The sequence below is a fragment of the Sinorhizobium sp. 7-81 genome (assembly GCF_030124405.1).
In the GTDB taxonomy this organism is placed as follows: domain Bacteria; phylum Pseudomonadota; class Alphaproteobacteria; order Rhizobiales; family Rhizobiaceae; genus Sinorhizobium; species Sinorhizobium psoraleae.
This window is the reverse complement of record NZ_JASKLT010000003.1, coordinates 92,837-106,919: the sequence shown is the minus strand read 5'-3', so window position 1 is coordinate 106,919 and position 14,083 is coordinate 92,837. Positions and strand designations below refer to the sequence as shown.

Here is a 14,083-nt window from a genome sequence, read left to right as displayed (position 1 = left end):
CGCCTTCAAGGCGTCAGGCCTGACCTATGCCGACCTTTCGAAAGATGATCTCCGCGCGCTGCGCGAGGCGATCAACGCCGAAATGAAGGCGTCGAAGCTGATTGACGGTTACAGGATGGACGGCCCGATCAAGATGGTCGACTGGCCGCGTGGCTGGGCCGCCCTCCGATGCCGCTCCTACTATTTCGAGAAGCGCGAAGCGGTCACGTTCAATCCTGAGGGTTTCATCGGCTTTGCCGGATGGGCCGACGACAAGAACGTCGTGCCAGTGCTGGCTGGATTCGCCAAGTGGCTCGAAACGCTCGTCGCGCCGCGCAGGACGAAGCCTGTCCGCCTCCAACTCTCCCGCCGCAAGGGCTTCGACCTGCAGGCGCTTTCCAAATCGGCGAATGGCCTCGAAGTCGTGCATGTCGGTCGGCCAGGCCCGTGGGGCAATCCTTTCGTCGTCGGCAAGCACGGTGATGCCGCCTATTGCGTCGACCTCTACAAGGCGTTGCTCGCTGGCATGCTGCGCGTCGGCGCCGATCCCGACATCGAGGCGCTGGAGCGCACCCGCCGCTTCGTCGCCGAGAATGTGGACGAGCTGCGCGGCAAGAATCTCGCCTGCTGGTGTAAGCCGGGCGCACGGTGCCATGCCGACGCGTTGATTGAAGTCGCCAATCGTCCCCAATGCGACGAGGTGCGGCGGTGACGAACCTCCATTCCGATCGCGTCATCAAGGCAACCCGCAAGCCGCATTTTTGCGAGCAGTGCGGCCGGCGGATCGAGGTCGGCTCGCCGGCTCACTACGCCTTCGGCGTTTACTACGGCGATAGCTATAGCACCCACACGCACGTCGAATGCCACGCGGCGGCGCATGCCTATGCGGAACTCTCCAACTCCTGGGGCGAAGACTACCCATGGTTCCAGCACATGGACCGCGACGTCGACTGGACGGATTGGCTGCTTGAGAACCATCCGGTCGTCGCCGAGCGCCTGAATATCGAGCGCGTAGACGATGAGGTCGGCCGGTGAACCTCGACCAGGCGCGGGCGATGCTGAAGGAGATCCGCGAGCAAAGCGGGCTTGCCAGCGATATCTGGCAGGGCGCCTATGACAGCAACGCCGGCAAGCCGGAGATCGTTGTCAAGGATGCGATGACCGGTCGCATCACGCCGATTGCGCACATCCTGCCCGACTGCGGCCATGCCGACCAGCAGCTGATGACGAAAGCGCCCGTCTTCATCCGGGCGCTGCTGACCCTGCTCGACCATTCCTTCCGCCTGATCCGCGAGGCGCAACAGGAGCCCGCGAAGCAGAGCCGCAAGAATTATGCCGCCGAGTGCGCGATCAAATGCGGCGAGCCGGCCTTCAAGAAATTCCTCGAGGAGCGCCAAGGTCTGGAACGGCCGCTGACCGACGACCGCGTCGAGACCAAGGTTCGCTCGATCCTCAAGGTCAGCTCGCGCGCCGAACTGAACGACGACCCCGCCGCAGCCGCCCGCTGGCAGGATCTGCGCAACGCATTCGATGCCTGGAGGAGAAGATGAAGCCCGCCGGCCCGAATGCACGCAGCAAGGAAATATCGCTGGAGCGCATCGAAAAGATGCTACTCATCTGCGCCGAACTCGTCGATCGGCGCGGCCCGATCGCGCAGCCGCTCCTCGACCGCCTGGAGCGTGAATACAAGGCCGCCAAGGAACGCGGCACGGCCGTCGACCGCATCCGCAAGCTGATCGGCGCCAACTGAACGGCCGGGCGGCTGCCTACCCCCGATGGTAGTCAGTCTGGGTGGTTGTTTACCACTTGAAACAGTAGCGCCGGGCACAGCCCTCCCAGAGATGGACAATGCTTGAAAAAAAGACATATGCTCAACTCATGGGGGAGCAATCGGCTGTACTGACATTGAAGATTGCCACCGAGGAGCCCGTTGAACTGCGGGACTTCGTCGGAGCCTTCACCTCACTTGCGAACGAGTTCGATAGATTTGTAGACACGGAACTGCCGGACGCTAAGACCGATCCGCGCATGTTCGTGCGAGAAGTTCGCCGAGGCAGCATAGAAGCAGATCTTATCACGGGCTTGGCGGTTGCCGCCGTAACCCACATCGATCAAATCATGTTGCTCGAAGATTTCGTGCGCCGGTGGGGTGCGCGTTTCACCGCACTTCTTATCTGGCAACGTCGCCCCGGGCGAACTCGAAACATCCAGTGAGCTGAAAGACTGGGCCGACGCGGCAAGGGCAATCGCCAGCGATCCGATCGCTGCACATCGCCTCGAAGCAGCGACATTCGTAGACGACAAACGCCAGGTACGGGCCGCGTTTCAGTTCTCGGCAAGCGACGCGCGAACAGCCCTTCAAAACATAGACGATCGCCGGAAGATGCTCGCAAAACCAGACGTCGAGCACTACGAACGCGTACTGATGGTGTTTACGCGCTCCGATATCAACGATGCCGACGTCGGAAAAACATCTGGCGAGCGCGTCCGTATCGAAGAGGTCTCAGGCAAAGCACTAGCCTTGATGTATGGGTCCGAGGTCGCCGAGGCGCGGATCAAGCACGAGATCCGCGAGGCCGATGAGAACGTCTATAAAAAGGGCTTTGTTGTCGACGTGCATGTAAAGCTGCGCAATGGGAACCCCGTCGCCTATTCCGTGACCAATGTGCACGATGTTCTGGACCTGCCGGACTAGCCGGCTATCCCTCCAGTGAAGGCCTGAGAACCCCGCGGCTTGCGCGAACCACATCGAGGCGCTAAACGACGCCCGAAACGCCCCAAAAACACGGAGCCAGATTGGACTACAATTTGGCTACATTTTGGTTACATCGGACAATTAAGAATCTTAGAAACTGTTTCTAAGATCTTGTAAAACAACGCCGCTCTAGGAACTCGGCAAACGGAGTCAAATCCGGCCCGGGGAGCCAGTTTCGAAGAGCCATTCGCGGCAAACGCCCGAATGGCTCTTTTTGTTCGTCGGTATAGTCAGACCTCTGAAGGTTCCTCATGCGTGTTGCATGGTTTTTCCTGGTCCTTGCGATCACAACCGAGGTCGCCGGCCTCACCGTGATGAAGGCTGTCTCCGCGTCCGGCTCCTATGCCGGGCATGCAATCATGTATGCATCGATCGCACTTTCTTATGTGTTCCTTGCCAAAGCCGTGAAGACGATTTCCGTCGGCGTTGCCTATGCCATCTGGGAAGGATCCGGTGTCGCCCTCATCACGCTCGTCTCCGTGTTCTTCTTTGGCCATGTGCTGAACGGCCGCGAGATGCTCGGCCTGTCGATGGCCGTTGTCGGGATGCTGCTTGTCAATGCCGGCGAGGCAAAGGACAAGGAAGTGACCGGAGAAGTAACCCAATGAGCGCTGATGGCTTCTATTTCGCTTTCGCGGTCATGGCCGGCGTCCTCGACGTTGCTGCGAACCTCGCCTCCACGAAGTCGAACGGCTTTGCGCGGCGCGGCTGGGGCGTTCTGTCGATCCTCCTGGTACTTGCCGCCTTCGCGCTGCTTGCGGAAGCTGTCAAGGGCATGGAACTTGCCATCGCCTATGCGGTGCTGGGCGCAACCGGCATCTTCGGCACCGCTATCTGCGGGCGCCTTTTCTTCGGTCAGAAGCTGAATCCCGTCGGCTGGCTCGGCCTCTCACTGGTTTTCGGCGCGGTTCTGGTGCTTCACACCGCCTGACGCGGCCGACCTTTTGAACCGGCTTGGTCCTTTTTGGCAGCTGTCGCGGCTGCGCGCCCGGGCACGAGCCAGTCGAGAAGCGCGAAGTAGGCGCCGTACGGCAGGAAACGCAGCAGTTTGACCGCGTAGGTGAAGCGCCTGGGAAACGTGATCTCGAAGCGTCCGGATTTCAGCCCGAGACATATGCGTTCCGCCGCCTCGTCCACGCTCACCAGAGCCGGTCGCGGAAACTTGCTTCTGGCCGAACTGGCCGTATCGATGAAGCCCGGGCAGATCAGTTGCAGGCGTATGCCGATGCGATCGAGGTCAAATTTCAGGCTTTCTGCCATGTTGATGAGAGCCGCCTTGGTCGCGCCGTAAGCGGCACTCATGGGTAGGCCGCCGTAGCCGGCCACGGACGACATGATGGCGATCTGGCCATGCCCGTTCGCCTTCATGTGCTCGATAACAGGCACAAGGCAATTGACCATGCCGTGAAGGTTGACGGCAAAGCTCTTGTCAAAGGCCTCCCGGCTGAGATCATCGCCGCGCACCGGAATCGCCACGCCCGCATTGAGAATGGCCAAGCTGACCCGCCCGTGTTCATATTCGATGGCCGCGAGCAACCGCTCCATGTCGCGCTGATCGGTGACATCGCCATCGAGAACGACGATCCGCCCGGGGCCGGATGCTTCATGCTGAAGCGCGACCAGCTTTTCGTGGCTGCGCGCCGTCACGACAACCGAATAACCTTCCTCGACCAGCCTGAGCGCCACGGCGCGTCCGATGCCCGAACTCGCGCCGGTTATCCACACCAATCCATGCTCGGGTCGGGCTGTAAATACGGTCGTCATTTCGTCCTCGCGTTGACCGGGAAGGGCCTCCCCTTCCGAGGCCCGTGGCTGTCTCCCCCTGCCCGGGCCTAGTACCTCTCCAACGGCAACGCTTGCCCCGAACTTTTCACTTTCCTCGGCGTTTTGACGGCCGAGACGAATTTTGCCCGGGACAGGTAAGCTGCGAAACGCTATTTCTTGCCTAGTGCACAGGCTGAGCCGAAAACACGCCAATATTTCGGCGATCTTGCCTGTAAACCAAATGTTTATCGGATCGCCGTCCATCAGAGGTAATGCCTGGCTCAGGCCTGGCGTCCGTTCCGTCCAGCGTGAGGTTCTCAAAATGACCGTTCTTCCGTCCGTGCTCGAAGCGATCGGCAACACGCCGTTGATCCGGCTCAAGGCCGTTTCCGAAGCCACCGGCTGCACCATCCTCGGCAAAGCGGAATTTCTCAATCCGGGCCAATCGGTGAAGGACCGCGCTGCCCTGTGGATTATCCGCCAGGCGGAAAAGTCCGGACAATTGAAGCCCGGTGGCGTCATCGTCGAAGGCACGGCCGGCAACACCGGGATCGGTCTTGCAGTCGTCGGCAGCGCGCTCGGATACCGCACGGTCATCGTCATTCCCGAAACGCAGAGCCAGGAAAAGAAGGACGCGTTGCGACTGATGGGTGCCGAACTGGTCGAAGTTCCGGCGGTGCCGTACAAAAATCCAAACAACTACGTGAAGATTTCGGGCCGGCTGGCCGCCGAACTTGCCAAGACGGAACCGAACGGCGCGATCTGGGCAAACCAGTTCGACAACGTCGCGAACCGCGATGCGCATGTGGAAACGACCGCGCCCGAGATCTGGCGTGACACAGACGGCAAGGTCGACGGTTTCATCTGCGCGGTGGGCTCGGGAGGCACGCTCGCCGGCGTGGCTCAAGGGTTGCGTGCCAAAAATCCCGCAATCAAGATCGGTATTGCCGATCCGGAAGGGGCCGCACTTTACAATTACTATGCGCATGGCGAGCTCAAGGCGAGCGGAAGCTCTATCACCGAGGGCATCGGCCAGGGCCGCATCACTGCCAACCTTGAAGGATTCACGCCGGACTTCGCCTACCAGATTCCCGATTCGGAAGCCGTGCCCTATGTCTTCGACCTGATCGAAAAGGAGGGGATTTGTGTCGGCGGTTCCACCGGCATCAACATTGCCGGCGCGGTCCGGCTCGCCAGGGAGCTCGGTTCCGGCCACACGATCGTGACGATTCTTTGCGACTATGGTAACCGCTATCAGTCCAAGCTCTTCAACCCGGACTTTCTGACTTCCAAGGGACTGCCGGTCCCAACTTGGCTGAAGACTGCTTCGAACATCACCGTGCCATACGAGCCAGTTGGATAAGATTCGCGATGACCAAGTTCGTTACCGCCCTCTTTCGTGAAGATTTCTACCTCTCGACCTGCGAAGCAAGCGTGACCGGAATTCTCGAGGACGGCGGGATCGAGCTTGACCAGACCTGCTTCTACGCCACCTCCGGCGGACAGCCGGGCGATACCGGTTTTCTCGAGCGTAACGACGGAAGCCGAATCGCGATTGCCGGCACCCGGCACGGCGCCACCAAGGACGTGATCGTCCATGTCCCGGCGGAGGGCCAGCCTTCGCCGGCGATCGCGGAAAAGCTCGTCCTGCATATCGACTGGCCCCGGCGGTACCGATTGATGCGCATGCATACCGCCTGCCACCTGCTGTCCGTCGTCTGCCCGTTCCCGATTACGGGCGCCGCCGTCGGCGAGGACGAAAGCCGCGTCGACTTCGACATGAGCGAAACGATCGACAAGGATCAGGTGACGGCTGCGCTCATGAAACTGGTCGAGGAGAACCATCCCGTTTACGTGCAATGGATCACGGACGAGGAGCTCGCCGCCAATCCGGGCATCGTCAAATCGAAGAATGTCCGTCCGCCGATGGGTCTCGGGCGAGTGAGCCTTGTCTGCATTGGCAAGGATTCAGCCGTCGACAGCCAGCCCTGCGGCGGCACGCACGTGTCCGAGACCCAGGAAGTAGGAGCGATTCACATCGCCAAGATCGAAAAGAAGGGTAAGGAGAATCGGCGTTTTCGGATACGCTTCGGAACGCCCGAAGATCGTGCGGCTGTTTGAATCTCTGGAGTGACGACAATGAACAACAACGAGAACAAGAGTGCTTTTGTCGTTTCCGCCGACTGGCTCCAACAGCGTCTCGGCGACCCATCGGTAAAGATCCTCGACGCAGCCTGGTACCTGCCGGCGCAGAACCGCGACCCGAAGGCAGAATACGAAGCGGCGCACATCCCCGGCGCCATATTCTTCGATCAGGACGCAATCGCCGATCATTCGAGCGGATTGCCACATACCCTCCCCTCGCCGCAAGTTTTCGCGCAAGCTGTCGGTGCCATGGGCATTGGTGAGAACGACACGATCGTCGTTTACGACGGGCCGGGCATCCTCACCGCACCGCGTGTCTGGTGGATGTTCCGGATCATGGGCGCAAAGCACGTCTTCGTTCTCGATGGTGGGATGGACGGCTGGAAGGCAGAGGGACGGCCGACGACCAGGGAGATCCCCAGTCCGACGCCACGCGTTTTCAACGCCACGTTCAACGCGGCCGCCGTCACCTCCTTCGAGAGTATGAAGGCAATCGTGGAGACGCGGCTCACCCAAATTGCGGACGCGCGCGGCGCAGGCCGCTTCACGGGCGAGGAGCCGGAGCCGCGCGCCGGCCTGCGCTCGGGACATATGCCAGGAGCGAAGAGCCTGCCGTCCGGCGTCTTTTCCGAGGGGGGCAAGCTCAAGGACCTTGATGCCTTGCGCCAGACCTTTGCGGATGCCGGCGTCGACATGACGAAACCGGTCGTCACCACTTGCGGCTCCGGCGTCACGGCGGCGATCATAACACTCGCCCTTCAATCGCTGGGGCATACGGACAATACGCTCTATGATGGCTCCTGGTCGGAATGGGGCGGACGGCCCGATACGCCCGTAGCGACCGGCAGAGAGTAAGTGCCATGCAAGGATCGAAACCTGCAGCCATCACGGCGCATGTGACCGAACTCGAAATGACGTCACCGCCGAAACAAAGCCTGCCGATGCCGGTCAACATACACACGGCCATGTTGCGCGTATCGGAAATCCCGCTCGCCTATTACCGCTTCCTCTACCTTCGCGTCGGCAAGCGCTGGCATTGGACGGAGCGCCTGCGGATGAGCGACGAGGAACTGGCGGGATTGCTCCACAACAAGTCAACAACGGTCACCGTACTCTACGTCGACGGTGCACCGGCCGGCTTCTTCGAGCTGCACGAACGCGAAGACGCGGTCATCGAACTCACGCACTTCGGCCTCATGGAACACGCGCTCGGCCTCGGTCTCGGCAAATGGTTCCTGCTGCAGACGTTGCTGGCAGCCTGGGCGATGAACCCGCGCAAGGTCAAGGTGACGACGAACAATCTCGATCATCCGCGCGCCCTCCAGCTCTATCAGCAGTTCGGTTTTTCTCCGGTCGCGACGCGGGAGGCAACTGTCGAACCGTTGACTGACGCCGAACTGCTTGCCTTGGCAAGAAAGCTCTGACGGCGAGAGCGACGTGCGTCTTTCCAGGTGAATTGCTGCATGTTTCTTCTTGAAGCGAGCCGCTTTAAGAGAACCTGCAACAGGCAAGTTTCGGGTGTCGAAACGGCGCGAAACGGCGCATTCCATCTCCTCCAGAATTTTTTCGGACAAGGAGAACCGGCATGGCCCTGCGCTACATCCCGATGCCTGACGACGATGCAGAACGACTGCGTGGCAATGGCCCGGATGCTTACGGCAACCCGCCCGAGCGACGCATTTCGGATGGGACTGGTGTTCCCTGCCGGCATTGTCTGCGTAACGTCGATCGCGGCCAGCCCTACCTTGTTCTCGCGTATCGACCCTTCCCGTCAGTGCAAGCTTACGCGGAAACCGGACCGATCTTTCTGCATGCCGACGAATGCCCGGCACATGAGGGAAACTCGCTGCCGCCGATCCTCGGATCCAGCAAGGACTATTTGCTGCGGGGATATGGGCGCGACGACCGCATCGTCTACGGTACTGGCGGCGTCATTGCGGTGGAAAGGCTGGCAGAGCGCGCCGAAGAGTTGTTGGCCCTGGCGGACGTTGCCTACGTGCATGTGCGTTCCGCCAAGTACAACTGCTATCAATGTCGTGTCGAACCGTTTGATAAAAGAACCCGGCGCCTTTGAGCGCCGGGGTAAAGAACAATGATCGCATCAGGCGACGTTGAGAACGGCCTCGGGCGCGTAGGCATCGTAGCCGAGCGCCTCTGCCACTGGCCTGTTCGTCACGCGGCCCTTGTGGACGTTGAGACCGGCACGCAGGTGGCGGTCTTCGGCGATTGCCTTGAGACCACGGTCGGCGAGCTGCAATCCGTAGTAAAGCGTGGCATTGTTCAATGCCTGTGCTGAGGTCACCGGCACCGCGCCCGGCATGTTCGCGACGCAATAATGCACGACGCCATCGACTTCATAAGTCGGATCGGAATGCGTCGTCGCATGCGACGTCTCGAAACAACCGCCCTGATCGATGGCGACGTCGACGATAACTGCGCCCTTCTTCATACCGGAAAGCATTTCGCGTGTGACGAGCTTGGGGGCGGCAGCACCGGGGATGAGCACGGCGCCGATGACCAGATCGGCGGAAAAGACTTCGTCCTCAAGCGCATCGATCGTTGAGAAGCGGGTGTGAACGCGGCCGTTGAAGATGTCGTCGAGCTGACGGAGGCGCGGAATGGAGCGATCGAGGATCGAAACATCTGCACCGAGACCGGCGGCCATCTTTGCGGCGTGCAGGCCGACAACCCCACCGCCGATGATCGCGACCTTGGCCGGGAGCACGCCAGGCACACCTCCAAGGAGAATACCACGGCCGCCGTTCGCCTTTTGAAGCGAGGTCGCGCCGGCCTGGATGGCAAGCCGTCCAGCCACCTCCGACATCGGTGCAAGCAGCGGCAATCCGCCGCGCTCATCGGTCACGGTCTCGTAGGCAACTGCGGTAACGCCCGAGTTCAGCAAGCCTTTGGTCTGCTCGGGATCCGGCGCCAGATGCAAATATGTGTAGAGAATTTGGCCCTCGCGCAGTTGGGCCCATTCGGAAGGCTGCGGTTCCTTGACCTTGACGATCATGTCCGACTTTTCGAACACTTCCTTGGCCGTCGAAACGATCCGGGCTCCTGCAGCGCGGTAGGTGTCGTCGTCTGCCCCGATCCCTGCCCCGGCCTTGGTTTCGACAATCACCTCGTGACCGTGGGCGACATATTCCCGTACCGATCCGGGCGTCAGACCTACACGGTATTCATGGTTTTTGATTTCCTTCGGGCAACCGACACGCATCTAGCGTTCCTCTCCTGTTTGTGGGCTTTGCGCCGCATTGATAATGGGCCCAGCAAAACAGATGGTTTGGCGAATGTCCTTGCAAAGAGATGTCTGACAGCGCATTGCTTTCGAATATTATTGCGCACTTAAGCAGAATCATGAAGGAAATCCCGAATGAGCCAGCTCGACACCATTGATCATGCGATTCTGCGGATCCTTCAGCAGAACGGCAGGATATCCAATGCGGATCTCGCGGCGAAAGTCGGCCTTTCGCCTTCTGCCTGCTCCCGGCGCGTCGACATCCTCGAAAAATCGGGCACGATCAGCGGCTTTCACGCCCGGATCGCGCACAAGGCACTCGACTACAAGATCATGGTCATCGTGCACATCTCGCTTTCGGGCCAGTTCGCCAAGACGCTTGCCGAATTCGAGGCGGCCGTAAAACTCTGCCCCAATGTGCTGGTCTGTTATCTGATGTCGGGAGAATACGACTATATCCTGCGCGTCGCGGCAAAAGACCTGGAGGATTACGAGCGGATCCACCGCGACTGGCTGTCGGCCCTGCCGCATGTAGTGAAGATCAATTCCAGCTTCTCGCTTCGCGAGGTTATCGACCGGCCGAATGTCGGCATTTGAAGTCTTCGGCGCCACTCGCTGCCCGACTATCGTCCGATCACTCGGTTGCGGCCACCACTCTTGGCGGCGTAGAGACGCAAGTCCGCCTGCGACAACAACTCGCGAATGCCGTTTCCGTCTCCGAATGCCGATGACAAGCCGATGCTGGCGGTCACCGGATCGCCATTCGGCGTCGTCACACGGCCGGAAACCGCGAGCCTTATGTCCTCGGCGCGCGAAAGCGCGTCCGGATAGGCGAGCCCGGGGCACAGGACGACGAATTCTTCGCCACCGTAGCGGAACAGGCGATCGGTCGGCCTGATTGCCGTCTTTACCGTTGCGACCAGATTCTGCAGCACATGATCGCCCTCGATGTGCCCGAAGCGATCATTGACACTCTTGAAGTGATCGACATCGATGATCATCAGGCTGACCGGCGTGTTCTTCGCGGCAGCGTCGCGCAGCATCTGCTGGCCCTCGGCCTCGAAGCGGCTTCGATCGAGTGCACCGGTCAACGTGTCCTGGCCGGAGCGCGACAGCAGATCCTCGTAGCGCTCTCGGAATGTCAGATCATTGAAGACATCGCCAAGCGGCCGATCGGAGATCGCAAGAAACGGGTGGCGCGATGCATTCAGGTAAAGACCGATGGCAATCGCATAGAACGGCGCGGCCAACATCTTCGCCATCCAGCCGCCCCAGAACACGTCCGCCGGCGCATCGTTCACCCAATGCAGCGCCGCATAAAATCCCAGTTGATCGAGCGTCAGGACTACGACGCCGCAGATCAGGAAGCGGACGGTGACAAATCGGCGAAGCCAGCGCCCGAGCCTCTCGTAAAGCAGGATGATCACCAAGGAGTCGAAATAGAGAAGCGTGGTGCCCCATACCATCAGCCATCCCATTTCGTCGATGAAAGCGATGTCGGCGACGCGATTGGGCACGACGGCAACAGTGTCATGCAGCCTGAGCAGCAAGCTTAACGCCACCGTCAGAAAATTGCCGGCGAGCAATCCGTATATAGGCTGGCGAACCGTCGCCGCATCCTCCTTCACATAAAGGAGGAGGATCATCATGAGCTTGCCGGAAAAGAACACGGCGGAGCCGGGGGAGATCACTCCGAACGGAAGTTGAACATAGAAGACGGCGGCGAGATAGGTCTCGATGAAATGCATGACGCCGAGCGCCGCCACGAAAACGCCAAGCCCCAGGCGCCCGCGCAAATGCAGCAGCCAGATCATTGCCGCTACATAGACCAGCGCCTCGCCGACAAAGAGAATAAGATTGGCATTTGGCATGCGCACGAGATTTCCGTTTTCGCTCGCCAGTCTCTTAGGAAGAAACTTTGAAGAAAACTTTACGCATGCCCGCCAACACCGTGGCCAATATGCAAGAATCCGCCGCTTTGCCTTGCGGGCGCCTTCCGCCATAGTCGCCTGCAAAACCTATGTTGCTACAGCTTGCCACTGCGCGCCCGAAGAACTCTTTCAACATGGAGACCGCGATGCCATCGATGACCGCTCTTCACCCGATCTCACGCCGTTCCTTGCTCGGCGGACTGGCCGCGACCTCCGCTCTCGCGATGCTTCATCCCTTTTCCGCCCAAGCCGCAGCCAACCAGGCACATCTGCGCATCATGGAAACGACCGACCTGCACGTGCACGTCTTTCCCTATGACTATTACGGCGACAAGCCGAACGACACGGTGGGCCTTGCACGCACGGCCTCCATCATCGATACGATCCGCGCCGAGGCGACGAACGCCATTCTCGTCGACAACGGCGACTTCCTTCAGGGGAATCCGATGGGCGATTACATCGCCTATAAGCGCGGCATGAAGGAAGGCGACGTGCATCCGATCATCGCCGCAATGAACGTGCTCGGCTACGATTGCGGCACGCTTGGCAACCACGAGTTCAACTACGGCCTGGACTTCATGTTCAACGTGCTGAACGGCGCCAATTTTCCGATCGTCTGTGCCAACCTGACCAAGGGCGCGCTTGCGGCCAACGCCCGTCAGGATGCGCTCTTCCTCAAGCCATATGTCATTCTCGACCGCAAGGTGAAGGATGGTGCCGGCCAGGAACATGCAATTCGTATCGGCCTGGTCGGGTTCGTCCCACCGCAGATCATGACCTGGGATGCGAAGAACCTTGAAGGCAAGGCGAACACACGCGACATCGTCAAGGCGGCGGAGGCCTGGGTTCCGCAGATGCGCGAGGAAGGCGCCGACATTGTCGTCGCGCTTTCTCACTCCGGAATCGGTCAACAGAACTATGCCGAAAACCTTGAGAACGCATCGGTGCCTCTGGCGGCGATCGACGGCGTCGACGCCATCGTGACCGGTCACAGCCACCTCGACTTTCCCGGGCCGAAATTCGCGGACTTCGCCGGTGTCGACAACGCGAAAGGGCTGATTTCCGGCAAGCCGGGTGTCATGGGCGGCTTCTGGGGCTCGCATCTCGGCCTGATCGACCTGCTCATCGAGCGCGACGGCGGCCGCTGGCGCGTGATCAGTTCGACCAGCGAGGCGCGCCCGATCTATCGCAGGGAAGAGAAAAAAGTAATCGCCGAAGTCGGCGACAAGGCAGAGATTCTGGCGGCAGCCCAAAAAGACCACGAGGCGACGCTCGCCTATGTCCGCACGCCGGTCGGCAAGACTTCGGCACCGCTCTATTCCTACTTCTCCCTTGTCGCCGACGACCCGTCTGTCCAGATCGTCAGTCAGGCGCAGACCTGGTACATCCGCGACATGCTCAAGGACACGGAGCACAAGGATCTGCCGGTGTTGTCGGCGGCGGCTCCCTTCAAGGCAGGCGGTCGCGGTGGTGCCGACTACTATACCGATGTGCCGGCGGGCGACATCGCCATCAAGAACGTTGCCGATCTCTACCTCTATCCAAATACGGTTCAAGCGGTTGTCATCAATGGCGACCAAGTGCGCAACTGGCTTGAAATGTCGGCCGGTATATTCAATCAGGTTGCAGCTGGGTCGGTTGACGCAGAACTGATCAACGCGGGCTTCCCGTCCTATAACTTCGACGTGATCGACGGCGTCACTTATCAGATCGACCTCTCGCAGCCGGCAAAGTTCGATAAGGACGGCAAGCTTGCAGACGCCGCGGCAAGCCGCATCCAGAACCTGCAATTCGACGGCAAGCCGATCGATCCTGCGCAGAAATTCGTGGTCGTGACCAACAACTATCGTGCCGGCGGTGGCGGCAACTTCCCGGATATCGCCTCCGACAAGGTGATCTTCGTCGCGCCCGATACCAACCGCGACGTCATCGTCCGCTATATCGTCGAGCAGGGAACGATCAACCCGTCGGCAGACACGAATTGGAGCTTTGCGCCACTCAAGGACACGAGCGTGGTTTTCGACAGCAGCCCCAAGGCAAGACAGTTCCTGTCGCAGGTGAAAGCCGTGACCATCGAAGAAGCCGGCGACGGCACCGAGGGTTTCGCCCGATTCCGCATCAGGCTTTGAGACACTGAACGTGGAGACGGGCCGGACACGCTCTTCATCGCGAGGAAGCCGGCCCGATCTCACGCGCCATGTCTTGTCGCCGGAAGCCGAAAGCTAATCCAAACTCAGAGAAAAATTCTCTAACCGGCGCTATACGCGG

General features: G+C 60.2%; 18 protein-coding genes. 15 read left to right on the top strand and 3 right to left on the bottom strand.

Annotated elements, in window-relative coordinates:
* Nucleotides 1-271 precede the first annotated feature (271 nt).
* From QN224_RS13005 to QN224_RS12970, 8 genes are all read left to right on the top strand, one after another.
* Nucleotides 272-691 carry a DUF4326 domain-containing protein gene (locus tag QN224_RS13005; protein WP_283977478.1) on the top strand — a complete coding sequence of 140 codons (420 nt, stop codon included), beginning with the start codon at nt 272-274 and terminating at the stop codon, nt 689-691.
* Entirely contained in the window at nt 688-1,014 is a 327-nt protein-coding gene (locus QN224_RS13000) for a hypothetical protein (protein WP_283977012.1), read from the top strand. The genes QN224_RS13005 and QN224_RS13000 overlap by 4 nt, the downstream gene beginning before the upstream one ends.
* Nucleotides 1,011-1,529 (top strand): hypothetical protein, encoded by a 519-nt coding sequence (locus QN224_RS12995; protein WP_283977011.1) that lies wholly within the window; start codon nt 1,011-1,013, stop codon nt 1,527-1,529. The genes QN224_RS13000 and QN224_RS12995 overlap by 4 nt, the downstream gene beginning before the upstream one ends.
* Nucleotides 1,526-1,729, top strand: coding sequence for a hypothetical protein (locus tag QN224_RS12990; protein ID WP_283977010.1), 204 nt, complete (start codon nt 1,526-1,528; stop codon nt 1,727-1,729). Before QN224_RS12995 ends, QN224_RS12990 begins: the two co-directional genes overlap by 4 nt.
* A gap of 98 nt (nt 1,730-1,827) precedes the next feature.
* Nucleotides 1,828-2,193 (top strand): hypothetical protein, encoded by a 366-nt coding sequence (locus tag QN224_RS12985; protein ID WP_283977009.1) that lies wholly within the window; start codon nt 1,828-1,830, stop codon nt 2,191-2,193.
* Entirely contained in the window at nt 2,129-2,674 is a 546-nt protein-coding gene (locus QN224_RS12980) for a hypothetical protein (RefSeq protein WP_283977008.1), read from the top strand. The genes QN224_RS12985 and QN224_RS12980 overlap by 65 nt, the downstream gene beginning before the upstream one ends.
* 311 nt (nt 2,675-2,985) lie before the next feature.
* A complete protein-coding gene (locus QN224_RS12975) occupies nt 2,986-3,342 on the top strand; it encodes an SMR family transporter (RefSeq protein ID WP_283977007.1) in 357 nt (118 codons plus the stop codon).
* A complete protein-coding gene (locus QN224_RS12970) occupies nt 3,339-3,665 on the top strand; it encodes an SMR family transporter (RefSeq protein WP_173512953.1) in 327 nt (108 codons plus the stop codon). Before QN224_RS12975 ends, QN224_RS12970 begins: the two co-directional genes overlap by 4 nt.
* Here the strand turns inward: QN224_RS12970 and QN224_RS12965 are convergent.
* A complete protein-coding gene (locus QN224_RS12965; RefSeq protein ID WP_283977477.1) occupies nt 3,653-4,498 on the bottom strand; it encodes an SDR family oxidoreductase in 846 nt (281 codons plus the stop codon). The two genes, QN224_RS12970 and QN224_RS12965, sit on opposite strands and share 13 nt — an antisense overlap.
* A gap of 322 nt (nt 4,499-4,820) precedes the next feature.
* Here QN224_RS12965 and QN224_RS12960 point away from each other — a divergent pair, with 322 nt between their 5' ends.
* From QN224_RS12960 to QN224_RS12940, 5 genes are all read left to right on the top strand, one after another.
* Complete coding sequence (locus tag QN224_RS12960) at nt 4,821-5,861, top strand: cysteine synthase A (RefSeq protein ID WP_283977006.1); 1,041 nt, start codon at nt 4,821-4,823, stop codon at nt 5,859-5,861.
* An 8-nt stretch (nt 5,862-5,869) separates the two neighbouring features.
* Entirely contained in the window at nt 5,870-6,619 is a 750-nt protein-coding gene (locus QN224_RS12955) for an alanyl-tRNA editing protein (RefSeq protein WP_283977005.1), read from the top strand.
* An 18-nt stretch (nt 6,620-6,637) separates the two neighbouring features.
* Nucleotides 6,638-7,498 (top strand): 3-mercaptopyruvate sulfurtransferase, encoded by an 861-nt coding sequence (sseA, locus tag QN224_RS12950; RefSeq protein WP_283977004.1) that lies wholly within the window; start codon nt 6,638-6,640, stop codon nt 7,496-7,498.
* 5 nt (nt 7,499-7,503) lie between these two features.
* Nucleotides 7,504-8,067 carry a GNAT family N-acetyltransferase gene (locus tag QN224_RS12945; RefSeq protein WP_283977003.1) on the top strand — a complete coding sequence of 188 codons (564 nt, stop codon included), beginning with the start codon at nt 7,504-7,506 and terminating at the stop codon, nt 8,065-8,067.
* Between the two features lie 161 nt (nt 8,068-8,228).
* A complete protein-coding gene (locus tag QN224_RS12940; protein WP_283977002.1) occupies nt 8,229-8,717 on the top strand; it encodes a DUF1203 domain-containing protein in 489 nt (162 codons plus the stop codon).
* A 27-nt stretch (nt 8,718-8,744) separates the two neighbouring features.
* Here the strand turns inward: QN224_RS12940 and ald are convergent, their stop codons facing one another.
* Nucleotides 8,745-9,863 (bottom strand): alanine dehydrogenase, encoded by a 1,119-nt coding sequence (gene ald, locus QN224_RS12935; RefSeq protein WP_173512946.1) that lies wholly within the window; start codon nt 9,861-9,863, stop codon nt 8,745-8,747.
* A gap of 156 nt (nt 9,864-10,019) precedes the next feature.
* On the opposite strand from ald, the gene QN224_RS12930 reads away from it, so the two are divergent.
* Nucleotides 10,020-10,481, top strand: coding sequence for an Lrp/AsnC family transcriptional regulator (locus tag QN224_RS12930; protein ID WP_283977001.1), 462 nt, complete (start codon nt 10,020-10,022; stop codon nt 10,479-10,481).
* Nucleotides 10,482-10,507: 26 nt separating this feature from the next.
* Here the strand turns inward: QN224_RS12930 and QN224_RS12925 are convergent, their stop codons facing one another.
* A complete protein-coding gene (locus tag QN224_RS12925) occupies nt 10,508-11,755 on the bottom strand; it encodes a GGDEF domain-containing protein (RefSeq protein WP_283977000.1) in 1,248 nt (415 codons plus the stop codon).
* A gap of 215 nt (nt 11,756-11,970) precedes the next feature.
* On the opposite strand from QN224_RS12925, the gene QN224_RS12920 reads away from it, so the two are divergent.
* Nucleotides 11,971-13,944 (top strand): bifunctional 2',3'-cyclic-nucleotide 2'-phosphodiesterase/3'-nucleotidase, encoded by a 1,974-nt coding sequence (locus tag QN224_RS12920; RefSeq protein ID WP_283977476.1) that lies wholly within the window; start codon nt 11,971-11,973, stop codon nt 13,942-13,944.
* Nucleotides 13,945-14,083 lie beyond the last annotated feature (139 nt).

Bases quoted from the DNA above. Each gene is read 5' to 3' on its own strand.
- QN224_RS12990 (WP_283977010.1), top strand. From the start codon at position 1,526: ATGAAGCCCGCCGGCCCGAATGCACGCAGCAAGGAAATATCGCTGGAG.
- QN224_RS12985 (WP_283977009.1), top strand. From the start codon at position 1,828: ATGCTTGAAAAAAAGACATATGCTCAACTCATGGGGGAGCAATCGGCT.
- QN224_RS12975 (WP_283977007.1), top strand. From the start codon at position 2,986: ATGCGTGTTGCATGGTTTTTCCTGGTCCTTGCGATCACAACCGAGGTC.
- QN224_RS12970 (WP_173512953.1), top strand. From the start codon at position 3,339: ATGAGCGCTGATGGCTTCTATTTCGCTTTCGCGGTCATGGCCGGCGTC.
- QN224_RS12965 (WP_283977477.1), bottom strand. From the start codon at position 4,498: ATGACGACCGTATTTACAGCCCGACCCGAGCATGGATTGGTGTGGATA.
- QN224_RS12960 (WP_283977006.1), top strand. From the start codon at position 4,821: ATGACCGTTCTTCCGTCCGTGCTCGAAGCGATCGGCAACACGCCGTTG.
- QN224_RS12955 (WP_283977005.1), top strand. From the start codon at position 5,870: ATGACCAAGTTCGTTACCGCCCTCTTTCGTGAAGATTTCTACCTCTCG.
- sseA (WP_283977004.1), top strand. From the start codon at position 6,638: ATGAACAACAACGAGAACAAGAGTGCTTTTGTCGTTTCCGCCGACTGG.
- QN224_RS12945 (WP_283977003.1), top strand. From the start codon at position 7,504: ATGCAAGGATCGAAACCTGCAGCCATCACGGCGCATGTGACCGAACTC.
- QN224_RS12940 (WP_283977002.1), top strand. From the start codon at position 8,229: ATGGCCCTGCGCTACATCCCGATGCCTGACGACGATGCAGAACGACTG.
- ald (WP_173512946.1), bottom strand. From the start codon at position 9,863: ATGCGTGTCGGTTGCCCGAAGGAAATCAAAAACCATGAATACCGTGTA.
- QN224_RS12930 (WP_283977001.1), top strand. From the start codon at position 10,020: ATGAGCCAGCTCGACACCATTGATCATGCGATTCTGCGGATCCTTCAG.
- QN224_RS12925 (WP_283977000.1), bottom strand. From the start codon at position 11,755: ATGCCAAATGCCAATCTTATTCTCTTTGTCGGCGAGGCGCTGGTCTAT.
- QN224_RS12920 (WP_283977476.1), top strand. From the start codon at position 11,971: ATGACCGCTCTTCACCCGATCTCACGCCGTTCCTTGCTCGGCGGACTG.